Below are 16,815 nucleotides of genomic sequence, written 5' to 3' on the forward strand. Positions count from 1 at the left end.
TTTGCTTAAGATGCCGAGGCGTTAAGCCGAGAGTCCTGTGGACTCTTGGTAGCCGAGGTGAGCAGCCGCGAAGGCTGCGAGGGCAGCGTCGGAAGTTGGCATATTATCATGTTTGAGGTTTACATTCATGTGCCTTTTTGCTTAAGATGCCGAGGCGTTAAGCCGAGAGTCCTGTGGACTCTTGGTAGCCGAGGTGAGCAGCCGCGAAGGCTGCGAGGGCAGCGTCGGAAGTTGGCATATTATCATGTTTGAGGTTTACATTCATGTGCCTTTTTGCTTAAGACGCTGCGGCTACTGCGATTTCAACACGTACACTTCGCCGGATATGGGCGGCGGGGCGAGCCGAAGCAACTACGCCACAATGGCGATTGCGGAGATGCGGCTGATCAAGCGCTGGCAGTACGAGCATGGCATCGTAGAACCTGCCGCATCGACGGTGTTCTTCGGCGGCGGCACTCCCACGATTTTGCCAGCCGATGACCTCGCACGCACGCTGCACGCCGTCGAGCAGCTCTGGGGGCTGGAACCAGGTGCGGAAATCACCACGGAAGCCAATCCCGACACCGTCGATGAGGACTATGTTGCCGTGCTCGCGGACGCAGGTTTCACACGGATTTCCTTCGGCATGCAGTCGGCGGTGCCGCGCGTGCTCAAAACGCTCGACCGCACGCATACGCCCGCGAGTGTCGAGGCAGGGGTTCGGGCCGCCGACAAAGCCGGAATCCGCTCAAGCGTGGATCTGATCTACGGCACGCCGGGGGAGAGTCTGGGGGACTGGCGCTACTCCGCGAAAACGGCAGTCGATCTGGGCGTCAACCATATTTCCGCGTATGCGCTCACGTTGGAACCGACGACGAAAATGGGCCGCATGGTGCGTTCTGGCCGGCTGCCGAAGCCCGATGACGATGACGAGGCGAACAAGTACGAAATAGCTGAGGATCTGTTCTCCGCAGCGGGATTGCAGTGGTACGAGGTCTCGAACTGGGCGCGGCCGGGCTATGAGAGCCAGCATAACCTCGGCTATTGGCGCAACGTCGATTGGGCGGGCATCGGGCCGGGTGCACACAGCCATTACAATCGCGCGTCAGCGAGCCGCCTGACTGGACTTGCGCAGCCCAATGACCACGACGCGGCAAAGTATAAGCCGCAGCCGCTGCAGACAGGGGTCAGGGCCTGGGATATCAAGCATCCGCGCGTATGGGGCGAATCGATTTCTAGCGGCAACGTGCCGTGGCAGGGCCAGGAGGCCATCACCGCCAAGGAAAACCTCGAAGAGCTCATCATGCTCGGCTTGCGCCTGCACGAAGGTCTTGATCTGAACCGGATCGATCGGGCGATGCACGAGCCTGATGGCGACAATGCTATAGACAGTGCTCATGCGAATTATTCCAGTATGGACGATATTGCTTCGACTGATTCCGTTGCCCCCAGCACAGCTAACAATCGCAACGATTTCGCCCTCCGGCGCACTCGTATCGCCAAACTGGCCGATGACGGCCTGCTCACGATTCACGGCAACCGCGTGGTCCCCACTTTGCGCGGCCGCCTGCTCAACGACTACCTCATCGAGCAGTTTTTCGACATGGTCGGCTTGTGATTCACACATGATTCGGCTCACGCTTTTCTGCCGATACATGTGCTGCTGCGTGATTTCACCGTTGCACGCAGCTATCGGCGTTATGTGAGGCGCTAATCCACCCTTGCTGAGGTCTATCTGCGTTGTGTGAGGCGTTATTTCGTTGAGAGTCAAGTATCGGACAGCCAGAAACCGCCATTTTCGGGCGGCGCTACTTGAGGTGCCACCGATTTAGCGCCTCACACAACGCAGATAGACCTCAGCAGCACCCCAATAACGCCTCATATAACGCAGATACACTGGTTTTCGGATGCCAACGAGAGATTGTCGACATGATTGGTCACTCAGGAGACTAGAACGCGCGTTCTTGCATGCATAACCATGAGAAACGCCCACAGGGCAAACCAAAAGTGTGAGTCGCAATCTTGGTGCACAGCTCAACTATCAGGATTTCAGGTCTTCGACCGGTGGCGATTGGTGGATATGATGGGCAAAACAGTTGTCGGCTCCATCAGTGCGCGATTCGCGGAGCTACGAAGAAAGCTGGGTGTCATGCAGGAATTCCTTGTACAGTGCGGCGGGATTGGCGAAGACCACAGGTTTTTCACCGAGTTCACGGGGCGAGGCGACGATATTTCGCCGAGCTTCCATTTGTTGTCGATTCCCGAGGGAACTGAGACGCTGGCGATAGTCCTGAGAGACGAAAGCCACCCGATTTTCGGTTCGATGACGCATTGGCTTATCTGGAATCTGCCAGTCGACCCTGACATTGCTGCGAATATCGCCAAAGGAACTCGATCTGGAAGAGGGAACGCGCGGCAGGGCGTCGCTTATGGCTGGCATCGGTACCGGGGTCCGAAGCCGCCCAAGGGAACGACGCACCGGTATGTTTTCACCGTGTATGCGGTGAACGGCGAACTTGACCTCGGCGGCATGACAACGTTGAGAAGACTGCGCAAGGCGATGCGCGGGAAGGTTTTAGGCATTGGCCGCGTCGAGGGTCTTTTTGAATGAGCCGGGGCTGCGATGCATGCCCGACCATGTCGTTGGCAGTTCCAGACGCAACTTTGACGTTTGCTCGCTGCATTTCATAACCCAGCCTGACTACCATAGGCCTGCATGAGCTATGTTGCGACATTCGATGCGGGTACTACGGCGGTCAAGGCGGCGCTGACTGACGACGATGGCGGCATTGTTGCGTCGTGCTCGAGCGATGCGATGCCATTATTCACTGGCGATGGGCATCAGGAGCAGGACCCGCGCGACTGGTGGCGGGCCTTCCTGCAAGCGGCTCACGCCATGCTGGCGCAGGCTGCGCAATCCGTGCCAGAGTTCGACCCGGCCGATATTCTCGGCATCATCATGAGCGGACAGATGCAGGATGTCATCGCGCTCGATGAGCAGCTGAATCCGGTGCGCCGTGCGGTGCTCTATTCAGACGGTCGGGCGGATTGCGAGGCTCGTGAATTGGCCGAAATCGTAGGCGACGCGACCTTTCACAACCTGACCGGCAATCAGCTTGAAGGCTCGTTGCCGCTGCCCAAGCTTATGTGGCTCAAACGCCACGAACCGCAGAATTTCGCGAAAACACGCCACATATTGTTTGATGCCAAGGACTACCTTATCGCCCGGCTGACAGAGGCATTGGTGGCCGACGTCGTCGCCAGCTCCACAGTCGGGGCGATGGATATTCGCCAGCGCGCATGGAGCAGCAGCCTTATCGATGCGGCGGGCATGGATGAGTCCTTGTTCCCCGCATTGCACAATCCAGAGAATCGTGTGGGCGAAGTCACCAATCAGGCCGCCGAGTTGACCGGGTTCACGCCCGGCACACCCGTGTTCGCCGGCATCGGGGACGCGGGAGCCACCACGCTCGCCAGCGGCGTGACCAAACCGGGCGAATACAACATCAACATCGGCACCTCCGGGTGGATCGCCACCGTCTCGCCCGAACCGATTACGGACCGGGCAGGCGTCGCGAACCTCGCGTGCACTACGGCGGGAGGCACACGCAACAATGTCAGTAGTGGTGTCAGCAGCGGTGTCATTAATGGCGTGCCGTTCCTTAACGCCGGCAACGTGCATCGCTGGATCACGTCCGTATTCGCGGGGAATCGTGATGATCAAGGTCATCATGACCAAGACTGTGATGGTGAAGGCACCAGTTGCGGCGTCGATTACGGCCGTATGGGTGCGATGCTGGCCCGCAGCACGCCTGGCAGCAACGGCGTGCTGTGCCTGCCATACCTCTCCGGCGAGCGCTTCCCCGTGATGAATGCCTCCATCCGCGGTGCCTACGTTGGTCTCTCATCCGACACGACGGCTGCGGATATGGCGCGGGCGGCGCTCGAAGGGGTTGCGTTCTCCATCCGTCAGGGCTTGGAGACCTTCGACGCCGCAGCGTCGGAGATCACGCTGATTGGCGGGGGAGCGCGGGAGCATGTCTGGTGCCAGATTATGGCCGATGTCCTCGGCCACCCCATCGAAGTGTTCCGCAACGCGGACGTCATGCCGGCCGCTGCGCTTTCGTTCCTGGTGCATTACGCGCTCGGGCGCTTCACTTCGCTCGATGAGGTCACGGCTCGGCTGCGCGCCTGCCGCGACAGCGTCAGCTATGAGCCCGATGCGGCAACCGTGCGCCTGTACGATACGGCCTATAACCGTTACCGTGCGCTGTATCCGGCCATTAATGGGCTTGGATAAGCGGGATTCGATGCCATCGCAGGGGCTATGCATCAGTAGTAACGCTAAGCCGAAGCAAAGGGCAAACTGATGCAGTGTCCCGGAGGAATGCCCCTTTCGTGACGCTAATGCGGAACCAGCGTCACAAAAGGGGCAGTATCCCTTGAGCAGTGCCCCTTTCGTGACGCTTACCGGCAGTATTCGTCACGAAAGGGGCATAGTAGGTGGCCGGGACTGAGAATACAAGTCGGGAGGCATATCATGATCGACCATATGACGCTGCATGTGCGCGACATCGAGCGCAGCACCGCATTCTATACGGCGGCGCTTGCTCCGCTTGGCTACGTCGTGAAGGCGCATCATGAGCCGACGCTCGGGTTCGGCGTCGACGATGGCACGTTGCATTCTGATTTCTATGTTTCGCCGCTTGATGATGACGCGGCTAACGGCGTGGCTAACGGCGTGGCTGACAGCGCTACTAACGCCACGTCTGATGATTCGCCCGATCAATCATCGCAGCAGCCATACGCGCCAACCCATATCGCCTTCCTCGCGCCGGATCACGCCGCAGTGAGGGCATTCTACGATGCGGCGCTCGCCGCCGGAGGGCGCGACAACGGGGCTCCCGGTCCGCGCCCGTACCATGCGGGCTACTACGCGGCGTTCGTGCTGGATCCGGACGGCAACAACATCGAGGCCGTGGTCGATTGGAGTCATGGCGACGCGTGAAACATGGAAGAGGTGTTCATATGGGCAGGGGCGGTAAGTAGTCGTGAACTTGGCCTGTTCTCTGCGTGTTTGCGCTGCTCCGTGGGCGTTGCATGTTAGGTGCACGGGTGACGCCTGCGCCTTCTTGTGGAGGTGCGAGGAATCCAAGGTCATATGTCACAACTCCCGCATTATTACGAGGTATGTGCAGGCGTTGTGACGTATACTCGCGGTCATGTGTCACAACGCCCGCATGAGGGTCGAACTAATGGGGGAAACGTGTCGCGAGAGACACGGTGAATGCGAAGACCCGACAATCCGGCAAACCATACGCAGGCAGTGGGTCAGCCATTGGACAGCGATAGCTCGGCAAAACCTCACAGATATGCCAAATGGCTCGAGGATTCTTCAAAACTTTGCGAAACTCCGCAAAACCCAGCCAATTAACTCGGTATATGGACTTCCGAAATGCTCTTGACATTGCCGAGCGGTATTCTATCCAAGCACTGGCAAAGAACCGCGGGTAGCACCCCGCCAAAAACGATGAAGGTGGTTTCGGTGACTTTCCACGCTCCGCTTGATCTAACGGTCCATGAAGCACAGGGCATGTATGACCCTTCGCAGGAACACGACGCATGTGGCGTGGGTATGGTCGCCACCCTGAACCGCCGCGCTGAGCGCAGAATCGTCGATAAGGCCATCGAGGTCCTCGTTAATCTCGACCACCGAGGCGCGGTCGGCGCAGAAGAGAACACCGGCGATGGCGCTGGCATTCTCATATCGATGCCGGATGAATTCATGCGCGCCGTCATCGACGTGGAGCTTCCGTCCGAGGGCCACTATGCCGCCGGCATCGCGTTCCTCGACCGCGATATCGCAGGCTCCGGCCGACAGGAGCAGGCCATCGCGCAGATCGCCAAGGAAGAGGGCCTCGAAGTTCTCGCTTGGCGCGTGGTCCCCACGAATCCTGACGGGCTGGGTCTGCAGGCGCTCGCCTCCATGCCCTCGTTCAAAACGCTGGTCGTGGCGGATGCGAATGATGCCGCAGGCACAGGCGGCTTGGAACTGGACCGCAAGACCTTCCGACTGCGCAAGCGCGTCGAGCACGAGGTCGGCGTCTACTTCGCCTCGCTCTCCGCTCGCACCATCACCTACAAGGGCATGCTCACCACGATGCAGCTCACTTCCTTCTTCTCCGATCTCACCGACGAACGCATGAAGGCCGCCATCGCCATCGTGCATTCGCGCTTCTCGACCAACACCTTTCCGAGCTGGCCGCTGGCACAGCCCTTCCGCCTCATCGCGCACAACGGCGAGATCAACACCATCCAAGGCAACCGCAACTGGCTTTCGGCCCGCGAAGGCCGACTGAGTTCGGAGCTGTTGGGCGAATTCAAGCCGCTGCTGCCCATCGGCACGGCGGGGGCCTCGGATTCCGGCACTTTTGACGAATGCCTTGAGCTGCTACATCTCTCCGGCCGCAGCATCACGCACGCCATTTCGATGATGCTGCCGCCCGCGTGGGAGAAGGACGAGTCGCTCGCTCCGGACATCCGCGCGTTCTACGAATACAACAACACGCTCATCGAGCCGTGGGACGGCCCGGCGAACATCGTCTTCACCGACGGCACGCTGGTCGGTGCGCAGCTTGACCGCAACGGCTTCAGGCCGGGGCGTTGGCAGCTCAATGATGACGGCACGATCGTGCTCGCCTCGGAAGCTGGCGTGCTGCCCGAGATCGAGCAGGAGCACATCATATCCAAGGGCAGGCTTGAGCCTGGCAAGATGTTCCTTATCGACACCGAACAGGGCCGCATCGTGCCCGACGAGGAGATCAAGGCGAATCTGGCCGCGCTGCACCCCTACCGTCAGTGGGTTGAGGGTAACACCGTCGAGATGAGCGAGCTGCCCGCGCGTGAGCATGTGCGGCATTCAGGCCAGTCGGTCCAGCGCCGTCAGCGAGCCTTCGGCTACACGCAGGAGGATCTGAAGATGCTCCTGATCCCCATGGCGAACAGCGGCAAGGAGCCGCTTGGCGCGATGGGCAACGATGCGCCGATGGCGGTGCTCTCCGAACGCAGCCGCATGCTTTTCGACTACTTCACGCAGAAATTCGCCCAGGTCACCAACCCGCCGCTCGACTGGGAGCGCGAGGAGATCGTCACCTGCCTCGAATCGGCCATCGGCCCCGAGCCGAATCTGCTCGAGGACTCCGAGCTGCACGCCAAGAAGATCCTCATCCCGCTGCCGATCGTGAACTCCGACGAAATGGCGCAGCTCAAGCGCCTCGACAAGGCGAAGATTCTCGGCGACTACTACCGCCCATACATCGTCAAAGGCCTGTACCAGGTGGCCGGAGGCGGCAAGGCGCTGGAAGAGCGGCTCAACGAGATCTTCGATGAGATCGATGCGGCCATCGTCGGCGGCAAGAACTTCATCGTGCTTTCCGACCGCGATTCGAACCATACGTGGGGCCCGATCCCTTCGCTGCTGCTGACCAGCGCCGTGCAGCACCATCTGCTGCGCACGCATACCCGCACGCAGATCTCGATGGCCGTAGAGGCCGGCGATGTGCGCGAAATCCACCATGTGGCGCTGTTGATCGCGTATGGCGCGGCCTGCGTGAATCCGTATCTGGCCTTCGAATCGGTCGAGGATCTGGCCAACACCGGATACCTGTCCGTCAACGCCGAAACTGCGGTGAAGAACCTCACCAAGGCGCTTTCGACCGGCGTGCTCAAGATCATGAGCAAGATGGGCGTCTCCACGATCATGAGCTATCGCGGCGCACAGCTCTTCGAAGCCGTAGGACTGAGCCAGGATGTGATCGATAAGTACTTCACCGGCACCACGTCGCGCGTCGGCGGAGCCGGGCTGGACGAGATCGCCGAGGAGGTTGCGATCCGGCATCGCGTGGCCTATCCGAACCAGTGGACGGCCACGCCGCATCGCAAGCTGCGCACCGGCGGCGACTACAAGTGGCGTCGCACCGGCGAGGACCATCTCAATGATCCTGAGGCGATCTTCCTGCTGCAGCAGGCCACGCAGCGCGACGACTACGACATGTTCAAGCAGTATTCGAAACACATCAACAACACGTCGAACCGGCTCATGACCCTGCGCGGGCTCATGTCCTTCACCTCGGATCGAAAGCCGATCGATATATCCGAGGTGGAGCCGGCGAGCGAAATCGTCAAGCGCTTCTCCACTGGCGCGATGAGCTACGGCTCGATCTCGCAGGAGGCGCACGAGACGCTGGCCATCGCGATGAACTCGATCGGCGCACGCTCGAACTCCGGCGAAGGCGGCGAATCCGATGATCGCATCGTCGACCCGCGCCGCTACAGCCGCATCAAGCAGATCGCCTCGGCCCGCTTCGGAGTCACCAGCGACTACCTCGTGCATGCCACCGACTTGCAGATCAAGCTCGCGCAGGGCGCCAAGCCCGGCGAAGGCGGGCATCTGCCGGGCGCCAAAGTGCCGCCGTGGATCGCCAAAGTGCGCCATGCCACGCCTGGCGTCGAGCTGATTTCGCCGCCGCCGCATCATGATATCTATTCGATCGAGGACTTGAAACAGCTCATCAACGATGCCAAGATGGCCAACCCCAAGGCGCGCATCCATGTGAAGCTGGTTTCCGAGTTCGGTGTCGGCACCATTGCGGCCGGCGTGGCCAAATGCCATGCCGATGTGGTGCTCATCTCCGGCTACGACGGTGGCACCGGCGCGGCTCCGCTCAACGCCATCAAGCACGCGGGCACGCCATGGGAGATCGGTTTGTCCGAAACCCAGCAGACCTTGATTCTCAACGGCCTACGCTCTCGCATCGTCGTGCAGTGCGACGGCGAGCTCAAAACCGGCCGAGACGTCATGGTCGCAGCGCTGCTGGGCGCCGAGGAGTTCGGCTTTGCCACGGCGGCGCTGATCGTCGAGGGCTGCGTGATGATGCGCGCATGCCATCTGAACACGTGTCCTCAAGGTATCGCCACGCAGGATCCCGAGCTGCGCGCGCGCTTCACTGGCAAGCCGGAGCATGTCATCAACTTCTTCATGTTCATCGCGCAGGAAGTGCGCGAACTGCTCGCCCAGCTCGGTTTCCGCACGCTCGAAGAGGCGGTGGGCCACGTCGAATGCCTCGACCAGAACGAGGCCGTGAGCCGCTGGAAGGCCGACGGCATCGATCTGTCCAACGTGCTCATGCAGCCCGGCCCCACCCCCGGCACGACTCTGCATCAGACCATCGAGCAGAACCATGAGCTTGAGAAGGCCCTCGACAACCGTCTCATCGACTTGGCCCGTCCAGCGCTCGAACGCCGCGAGCCGGTGCGCATCGAAGTGCCTATCCGCAATGTGCATCGCACGGTCGGCACGATGGTCGGCTACGAGATCACCAGTCGGTACGGCGCCGAAGGCCTGCCTGACGACACCATCGACATGACTCTGCATGGTTCGGGAGGCCAGTCCATCGGCGCGTTCATCCCGCGCGGCGAGACCCTGCGCGTCTACGGCGAAGTCAACGACTACGCGGGCAAGGGACTGTCCGGAGGCCGCCTGATCGTGCGCCCCGAGGAAGGCGCGAACTTCGACCCGCATGAGAATGTCATCGCAGGCAACGTCGCCGGATTCGGCGCGACCTCAGGCGAAATGTTCATCGCCGGACGCGCCGGCGAGCGCTTCGGCGTGCGCAACGGCGGGGCCACGTTCGTGGTCGAAGGCGTGGGCGACCACGGCTGCGAGTACATGACCGGCGGTCTTGTGGCGATTCTTGGACCCACCGGGCGCAACTTCGGCGCCGGTTTCTCCGGCGGCGAGGTCTATGTGCTCGACTTGGACATGGGCAAGGTCAATCCGCAGGCCGTGAAGACCGGCGCACTGCTCTTCCAGCGTCTGGACGACGGGCAGGAGCGCTTCGTTCACGATCTGGTCAAACGCCATGCCGAGGAGACCGGATCTGCATTCGCGGCGGAGCTGCTGAGCGACTGGGAGCACACCGCCGCCCGCTTCACCCACGTAGTGCCGAGGCAGTATGTGGCGATGACCGACGCGATGCGCCGGGCCGAGGCACAGCATGTTGATTTCAATGCGCCGGGCGCATGGGAGCATGTGTACGAGCAAGTCATGGAAGGAGCCCACTGATATGAGCGACCCCAGAGGATTCCTCAAAGTCCGCACACGCCGTGAAATGGCCGAACGGCCCGTCGAGGAACGCATCAAGGACTGGTTCGACGTGCACGCCGAGCATGGCGCGCAGCCGTGGACCCGCGAACAGGCCTCGCGCTGCATGGATTGCGGCACCCCGTTCTGCATGACCGGCTGCCCGCTGGGCAACGTCATCCCGGAATTCAATGACCTGGTGAGCCAGGGCAAGTGGGAGGACGCCTACGACCGGCTTTCCATGACGAACAACTTCCCGGAGGTCACCGGCCGCGTGTGCCCCGCGCCGTGCGAGCACGCCTGCGTGCTGGCGATTCACCAGCCGGCCACGGCCATCAAGAACGACGAGGTCACCATCATCGATCAGGCCTTCGCGCTCGGCTATGTCAGGCCGATGCCGCCGCAGCGCCTCACCGACATGACCATCGCCATCGTCGGCTCCGGTCCTGCAGGACTGGCCTGCGCACAGCAGCTGACCCGCGCCGGGCATACCGTCGTCGTCTATGAGCGTGATGACGCCATCGGCGGGCTCATGCGCTACGGCATCCCGAACTTCAAGCTCGACAAGCACTTGATCGACAAGCGCATCGAGCAGATGGAGGATGAGGGAACCCGATTCATGACCAACATGGAGATCGGCAAGGACATCAGCTGGGACGAGCTGCGTTCGCGTTATGACGCCGTCGTAGTGGCCATCGGTTCCGGCGCTCCGCGCGACGTCGCCATTCCCGGCCGCGATCTGGACGGCATCCACTTCGCGATGGACTTCCTGCCTGATACGACCCGCCGGCTCTACGGCGTGCAGCCCCATGCCGACATCAGCGCCAAGGGCAAGCATGTGGTCATCATCGGCGGCGGCGACACCGGCTCCGACTGCCTGGGTTCCTCGATCCGCCAAGGCGCGAAGGACGTGACCGTGCTGCAGATCAATCCGCAGGAGCCGCTTGAGCGCCCGGAGAACCATCCATGGCCTACCTATGCGCGCACCTATCAGAAGACCACTTCGATGCAGGAAGGCGGCGAGTACCTCTACAGCACCGACTCGGTGAGCTTCGACGGCCTTGAAGATGACCTCGACCGTGTCGACGTCGATGAGACCTCAGTGCCCGCAGGATTCGTCGCCGATAGTCACGGCCATGTCAGAGGACTGAAAATCGTGAGCGTCGAACTTGACGAAAACGGCAGACGCGTGCATGTCCCCGGCACGGAACGCGTGATCCCCGCCGATCTGGTGCTCATCTCCGTCGGCTTCGCCCACCCTGACACGGCTACGCTGCTTGATCAGCTGCCCGTCGAGCTGGACGGCCGCGGCAACGTCTCACGCGACGCCCAGTTCTCCACCACGCAGGATGGCGTCTTCGTGTGCGGCGATGCCGGACGCGGCCAGAGCTTGGTCGTGTGGGCCATCTCCGAGGGCCGCAGCTGCGCCGCATCGGTTGACAAATACCTCACCGGCGTCACCGAGCTGCCCTCGCCGATCGCGCCGACCGACCGCCCGATGACGTTGCCGCTCAAGGCTCTGGTTCACTGACCGAGTGTCTGCTAAGGGCGCGAGAGTTTGAGTTGTGAACCTGAGACGCCGGCAGTGCTTCATTCGTGACAATTACCCGCTTTGCGAGGCACAAATGATGCAGCAAGCCTTGAGACACGACCGAAGGTTCATGCCTTATCCCGCCTATGTGACGCGGTACACTGGAACGCGGAAAACCGTTGTTTCATGGAGGAGAAGCTATGCCGAATCGCGCCGAACGCCGAGCTCAGGACAAGCGCAGCCGCAGGGGAGTGCCTGCGCAATACGATCAGACGCAAGGTCGTGCACGGTCGGGCATGGTCGATGAGCGTGCTCTGCAGGAGAAGTCGCGTCGACTCGAAGAGCATGTCGACGGCGAATGGAAGCCTTCGGCCAGCACCGTTGGCGAAGGCGCGGGCGCGGACGACTTCGAGATGCGCGACCCGGCGATTGTCAAGGCGCCGCATTCGGTGCGTCAGGCGTTCCGCATCGTCAGTTGGACGCTTATTGGCCTTTCGATGATCGCGTTCCTTGTCATCATGTGGCTGCCGAGTCATCCGCTGTGGCTGATCGTCACAGTCAGCGCCGTATTCGTCGTCGCCGTGCTGAGCCTGTTCGTCGTGGCGGGCGACCCTAGGCATAATCCCAATCTCGATGCCAATGGCACTGCCGTATAGCCGAACTTGCTACCGTGCGCGAATCGGTGCTTTCCGATTTTTCGTCCAAAATTCATGCCGATGGCGGCGCATTGCTGGCATAGGGCATAGACTTGTCGTTGTACGCCCAAGATGTACGCCCAATGAAGCGCAACTGAAGGAGAAACCATAAAAGTAGACATTCTGACCCGGGAATACCCTCCGCATATCTATGGAGGCGCAGGCGTTCACGTCGACGAGCTGGCGAAGGTGCTGGCAGAACGCATCGATGTGACGGTGCGGGCCTTTGACGGTCCGCGTACCCCGGCAGACGTCCCGGCGATACCAGGCCAGAATCCGAAAGGCTCGCTGAGCGTTTTCGGCTATGACACGCCGACCGAGCTAGCGCAGGCCAACGCCGCGCTCAAAACCTTCGGCACCGACCTGCAGATCGCCAATGATGTCGACGCCGATCTGGTGCACGTGCATACATGGTACGCCTGCCTCGCCGGGCGCTTGGCGCAGCAGCTGCACGAGGTGCCGATGGTGATCACCGCACACAGCCTCGAACCCTTCCGCCCGTGGAAGAAGGAGCAGCTTGGCGGCGGCTACAACCTGAGCTCCTGGGCCGAGCGCGACGCCTACGAGCACGCCGAGCGCATCATCGCCGTCTCCGCAGGCATGCGCAACGACATTCTGAGTGCCTACCCGAATGTGGATCCCGAGAAGGTCGCCGTGGTCCACAACGGCATCACGCTCGATGATTTCGCCACGCCCGCAGCCGATGATGAAGGCTGGAAGGTCTTCGAGCGCTACCATATCGACCGCAGCAAGCCCACGCTGCTGTTCGTCGGCCGCATCACCCGCCAGAAAGGTCTGCCATACCTGCTGCAGGCGCTGCACCTCATCAACAAGGATATTCAGGTCGTGCTGTGCGCCGGCGCCCCCGACACCCCGGAAATCGCCGCCGAGGTGAAGTCGGCCTTCGCCGAGCTCAATGACCAGCGCGGCAACATCATCTGGATCGAGGAGATGCTGCCCAAGCCCGAGCTCAACGCATTGGAGCATGGCAGCACGGCCTTCGTATGCCCGAGCATCTACGAGCCGCTGGGCATCGTGAACCTTGAGGCGATGGCCTGCGATCTGCCGGTCGTCGCCAGCGCCACGGGCGGCATCCCCGAAGTGGTCGAGGACGGCGTGACCGGCCTGCTGGTGCCGCTTGAGCAGCTTCATGACGGCACGGGCACGCCGACCGACCCAGATACCTTCGTGCACGACATGGCCCACGCCATCGACGAGGTCATGGCCGACCCCGAGCGGGCCAAAGCTATGGGACGCGCCGGCTACGAGCGCGCACGCGACAAATTCAGCTGGGAGTCCATCGCTGAGCGCACGATCGACGTGTATCGCGACGCGCTTCGGTAAGAGTGATTTGGCAGGGCTGTCTAGCGCGGCAGCTGCCGTCACGGTATCGATAGGGTAGTGACGATATCGTAGAGGCGTAGACGCAGCAGACGTAATGGTGCGATGGGTCATTGCTGGCTCATCGCACCATTGCATGCCGGACACGGCGTGATATGGACACGACGTGATGCGAATATGGCATGCTGCGAATAGGAAAAGGTTCAAGAGGAGGCACACATATGGGCGACGCGGTCGCATTGCAGCTCAAGGGTGTGGAGTTCCGGCGGCAGCGTCGCGTGATCCTCGCCGATGTGAATCTGGAATTGAAGGCCGGGGAGAAGTGGATTCTGTTCGGCCCTAACGGCATCGGCAAATCCAGCCTCGTGCAGATGATGAGCACGCGCGGCTTCCCCTCCGAAGGCACGGTCGACATCCTCGGCAATCGCCTGGGCAAGGTCGACGTGTTCTCCTACCGGCATCGCATCGGTCTGAGTTCGGCGGAGCTGTCGCGTGCCTTCCCGCCGCAGGAGGACCCACTTGATGCCGTCGTGACCGCGCTGACCGCCACGACCGGGCGGTGGCGCGACAACTATTCGCAGGAGCAATACGATCAGGCTCGCGGTTTGATGCACCAATTCGGCATCGCCTATCTCGAAGGCAAGCAGATGTTCAAGCTCTCCCAAGGCGAGCTGACGCGCGTGCTCATCTGCCGGGCGCTGATGGCCGACCCCGACCTGCTGATACTTGACGAGCCGACCACCGGGCTTGATCTGGGTGGCCGGGAACTGGCGTTGCAGGCGCTCAGCCGCATCGGCGAGCAGGATAGCGAGCGGACCGTGCTGCTGGTCACCCACCGGCTTGAGGAGATACCGCGCGGATTCGACCATGTGGCGATTATGGGACGCCGCGCAGGTAACGAGAACGACGCCTACCAGGACAATGTCGCTGGAAACGATCCGCAGCCCGGCACGATCCTGTACACGGGGGACCTCGAACACGGTTTCACTGCGGAACGGCTCAGCGCCATCTTCGGGCTACCGCTGAAAGTCACGCACGATGACGGGCGCTGGAACGCATATGCGCGAAGTGCGCAGACGATCAGCAGCGAAGGAATTGGTCGCGAAAAAGACGGCCGCGAAGAAGGCAGTGGTAAAGAAGGCAGTGGCAGCACCGATGCCGGCAATGCTGACAGCACTGCTGAAAAGACCGACAGCAACGAGGAGACCCATGCCTAGACGAGGAGCGCTGCAAGCCGGCGAAAAGGTCCAGTTCGCCGACCGCAAAGGCAAGCGCATCACCGCGCAGCTGGTCGCCGGCGGTACGACGCAGACCGAGCATGGACTGATCCTTCACGATGACATCATCGGCGGCACGGAAGGCATTATCGTCACGACCGTGCATGCCAAGCGGCAGGCCGAGCCGAAGACGGAGACGAGCGGTTCGGCGCGGCCTATGCGGCCTGCAGCGTTTTCGCAGTCCTCCCAATCCGCGGAATCGCAGCAATCCCTACGGTTTTCGCGATCTGCGCAAGATCAAGTCGCATTGCCTCCGCAGCCTACGCAATCCCTGCAATCTCAACAGCCCGGGCCATCCTCACGCGACGCTGCCAAGCCATGGAAGGCCGCACGCGCGATAGGCGGCTGGCAGTATGCGGTGATGCGGCCGCGGCTGGCTGATTACGTGCTGTCGATGCCGCGCGGAGCACAGATCATGTACCCCAAGGACATCGCGCAGGTCATTCAGCTTGGCGACATTCGCAAGGGATTGAATGTGCTCGAATCAGGTGCGGGCTCGGGCGCGATGAGCCTGAATCTGCTTGACGCGGTGGGGGAGCAGGGCCGGCTGACGACCATCGAGATGCGCGGCGAATTCGCCAAAATAGCGCAGGCGAACGCCACGCTGTATTTCGGAGAGCGGCCCGCATGGTGGGATCTCAAGATCGGCGACTTCGATTCGGTGGCTGCCGGTTTGCCGGCGCATTCCTTCGACCGCATCGTGCTCGACATGCTCGACCCGTGGAATCGGCTCGACCAGGCCCGTCGGGTCATCGCGCCGGGCGGGGTGCTTGTGGCCTACATCACGACCACCACGCAGCTGAGCAGACTTGTCGAGGCGCTGCGCGAGGCCGGAGTGTGGACCGAACCGGAGATTCAGGAGACGCTGGAACGTGCTTGGAAAGCGCAGGGGCTGGCGGTGCGGCCTGATCATCAGATGATCGGACACACCGGGTTCCTGGTGATTAGCCGCGCGATGGCCGAAGGCTTTGAGGCGCTGCGCAAACGCGACCGGGCCTCGAAGGACACGCATACCGACATCGATGCGATGAGCGAGGAGGAGCGTGCCGCGCAGTTGGAGGATCTGGAGCTGCGTGACATCTCCGACCGTAAGCTGCGCAAGGTGCTGCGTGACTTGGATGCTCAGGTCGGCGTGCTTGGGGCGTGATGCGGGCATAATCATGTATTGGATACGGATACGTCTACGCGCATAGCGGCCGCCCGCCGGCCGATGCCAATGGTGACAGGAGCAATGCCATGGGAGTCAATCTGAAGAAACTCGCCAAGAAAGCCCGGCACTACGATCATGTGCTGCTGGTGATGCGGCACGCGAAGCCCGAAGCATCGAGCGAGGGCGGCGATCAGGCCCGCGAGTTGACGGACAAAGGCCGCAAGCAGGCGAAAAAGGTGGCCAAAGGGCTTGACGAGATGGGGCTGGTGCCGGATCGCATCGCCTGTTCAGGCGCCACGCGCGCACGCCAGACGCTGGAAAAGATGCTCAAGGTCTTCGGCGACAAGCCCAAGGTGGACTATCGCCAAAGCCTGTACGATGGCGGCCTGCAGGGGTTGTTCGATGAGCTCGCGCACACCAGCGAGAAAACCCGCGTGCTCATGGTTCTGGGCCATGAACCCACAGTGTCGATGGCGAGTCAATGGTTGGCGAGCGAGAGTTCCGATTCGGATTCCTTCGACTTGCTCAATCTCGGGCTGTCTCCCGCAGCGGTGGTCGTTTTCGGCTTGGACAAGCCTTTCGACGCATGGCAGACGCATGACGCCGAACTGCTCGCCGTCATCAACCCAAAATGTTTCGAGTAATTGGTTTTCCGCCGTTATAAATCTGATTTATGGCGACACCTTATTGTTGTCTATGCC

10 protein-coding genes and 1 pseudogene are annotated in these 16,815 nt (G+C 61.5%); all 11 read left to right on the forward strand.

The features are described 5' to 3' along the window. Positions 1-244 precede the first annotated feature (244 nt). The 11 genes and pseudogenes from hemW to BISU_RS07640 all read left to right on the forward strand — a co-directional run bounded on the left by hemW (position 245) and on the right by BISU_RS07640 (position 16,758). A complete protein-coding gene (gene hemW / locus BISU_RS07590) occupies positions 245-1,597 on the forward strand; it encodes a radical SAM family heme chaperone HemW (RefSeq protein WP_024463953.1) in 1,353 nt (450 codons plus the stop codon). A gap of 462 nt (positions 1,598-2,059) precedes the next feature. Beyond that, a complete protein-coding gene (locus tag BISU_RS07595; protein WP_051246193.1) occupies positions 2,060-2,590 on the forward strand; it encodes a YbhB/YbcL family Raf kinase inhibitor-like protein in 531 nt (176 codons plus the stop codon). A gap of 105 nt (positions 2,591-2,695) precedes the next feature. Then, positions 2,696-4,279 carry a xylulokinase gene (locus BISU_RS07600; protein WP_033502470.1) on the forward strand — a complete coding sequence of 528 codons (1,584 nt, stop codon included), beginning with the start codon at positions 2,696-2,698 and terminating at the stop codon, positions 4,277-4,279. A 240-nt stretch (positions 4,280-4,519) separates the two neighbouring features. Then, complete coding sequence (locus BISU_RS07605; protein WP_024463956.1) at positions 4,520-4,987, forward strand: VOC family protein; 468 nt, start codon at positions 4,520-4,522, stop codon at positions 4,985-4,987. A gap of 537 nt (positions 4,988-5,524) precedes the next feature. Further along, positions 5,525-10,102 carry a glutamate synthase large subunit gene (gltB, locus tag BISU_RS07610; protein WP_024463957.1) on the forward strand — a complete coding sequence of 1,526 codons (4,578 nt, stop codon included), beginning with the start codon at positions 5,525-5,527 and terminating at the stop codon, positions 10,100-10,102. A gap of 1 nt (position 10,103) precedes the next feature. Then, on the forward strand, positions 10,104-11,651 hold the full coding sequence (locus tag BISU_RS07615) for a glutamate synthase subunit beta (RefSeq protein WP_024463958.1): 1,548 nt from the start codon (positions 10,104-10,106) through the stop codon (positions 11,649-11,651). 200 nt (positions 11,652-11,851) lie between these two features. Beyond that, on the forward strand, positions 11,852-12,307 hold the full coding sequence (locus BISU_RS07620) for a membrane protein (RefSeq protein WP_024463959.1): 456 nt from the start codon (positions 11,852-11,854) through the stop codon (positions 12,305-12,307). Between the two features lie 147 nt (positions 12,308-12,454). Further along, positions 12,455-13,690, forward strand: a complete 1,236-nt coding sequence (gene glgA / locus BISU_RS07625) for a glycogen synthase (protein ID WP_024463960.1) — start codon at positions 12,455-12,457, stop codon at positions 13,688-13,690. 179 nt (positions 13,691-13,869) lie between these two features. Continuing rightward, positions 13,870-14,751 (forward strand): annotated as a pseudogene (locus BISU_RS07630) (ABC transporter ATP-binding protein); the annotation flags it as partial. Between the two features lie 91 nt (positions 14,752-14,842). Further along, positions 14,843-16,111 (forward strand): tRNA (adenine-N1)-methyltransferase, encoded by a 1,269-nt coding sequence (locus BISU_RS12575; RefSeq protein WP_411431490.1) that lies wholly within the window; start codon positions 14,843-14,845, stop codon positions 16,109-16,111. A gap of 89 nt (positions 16,112-16,200) precedes the next feature. Further along, positions 16,201-16,758 carry a SixA phosphatase family protein gene (locus BISU_RS07640; protein WP_024463963.1) on the forward strand — a complete coding sequence of 186 codons (558 nt, stop codon included), beginning with the start codon at positions 16,201-16,203 and terminating at the stop codon, positions 16,756-16,758. Positions 16,759-16,815: the final 57 nt, after the last annotated feature.

This window comes from Bifidobacterium subtile (genome assembly GCF_000741775.1).
In the GTDB taxonomy this organism is placed as follows: domain Bacteria; phylum Actinomycetota; class Actinomycetes; order Actinomycetales; family Bifidobacteriaceae; genus Bifidobacterium; species Bifidobacterium subtile.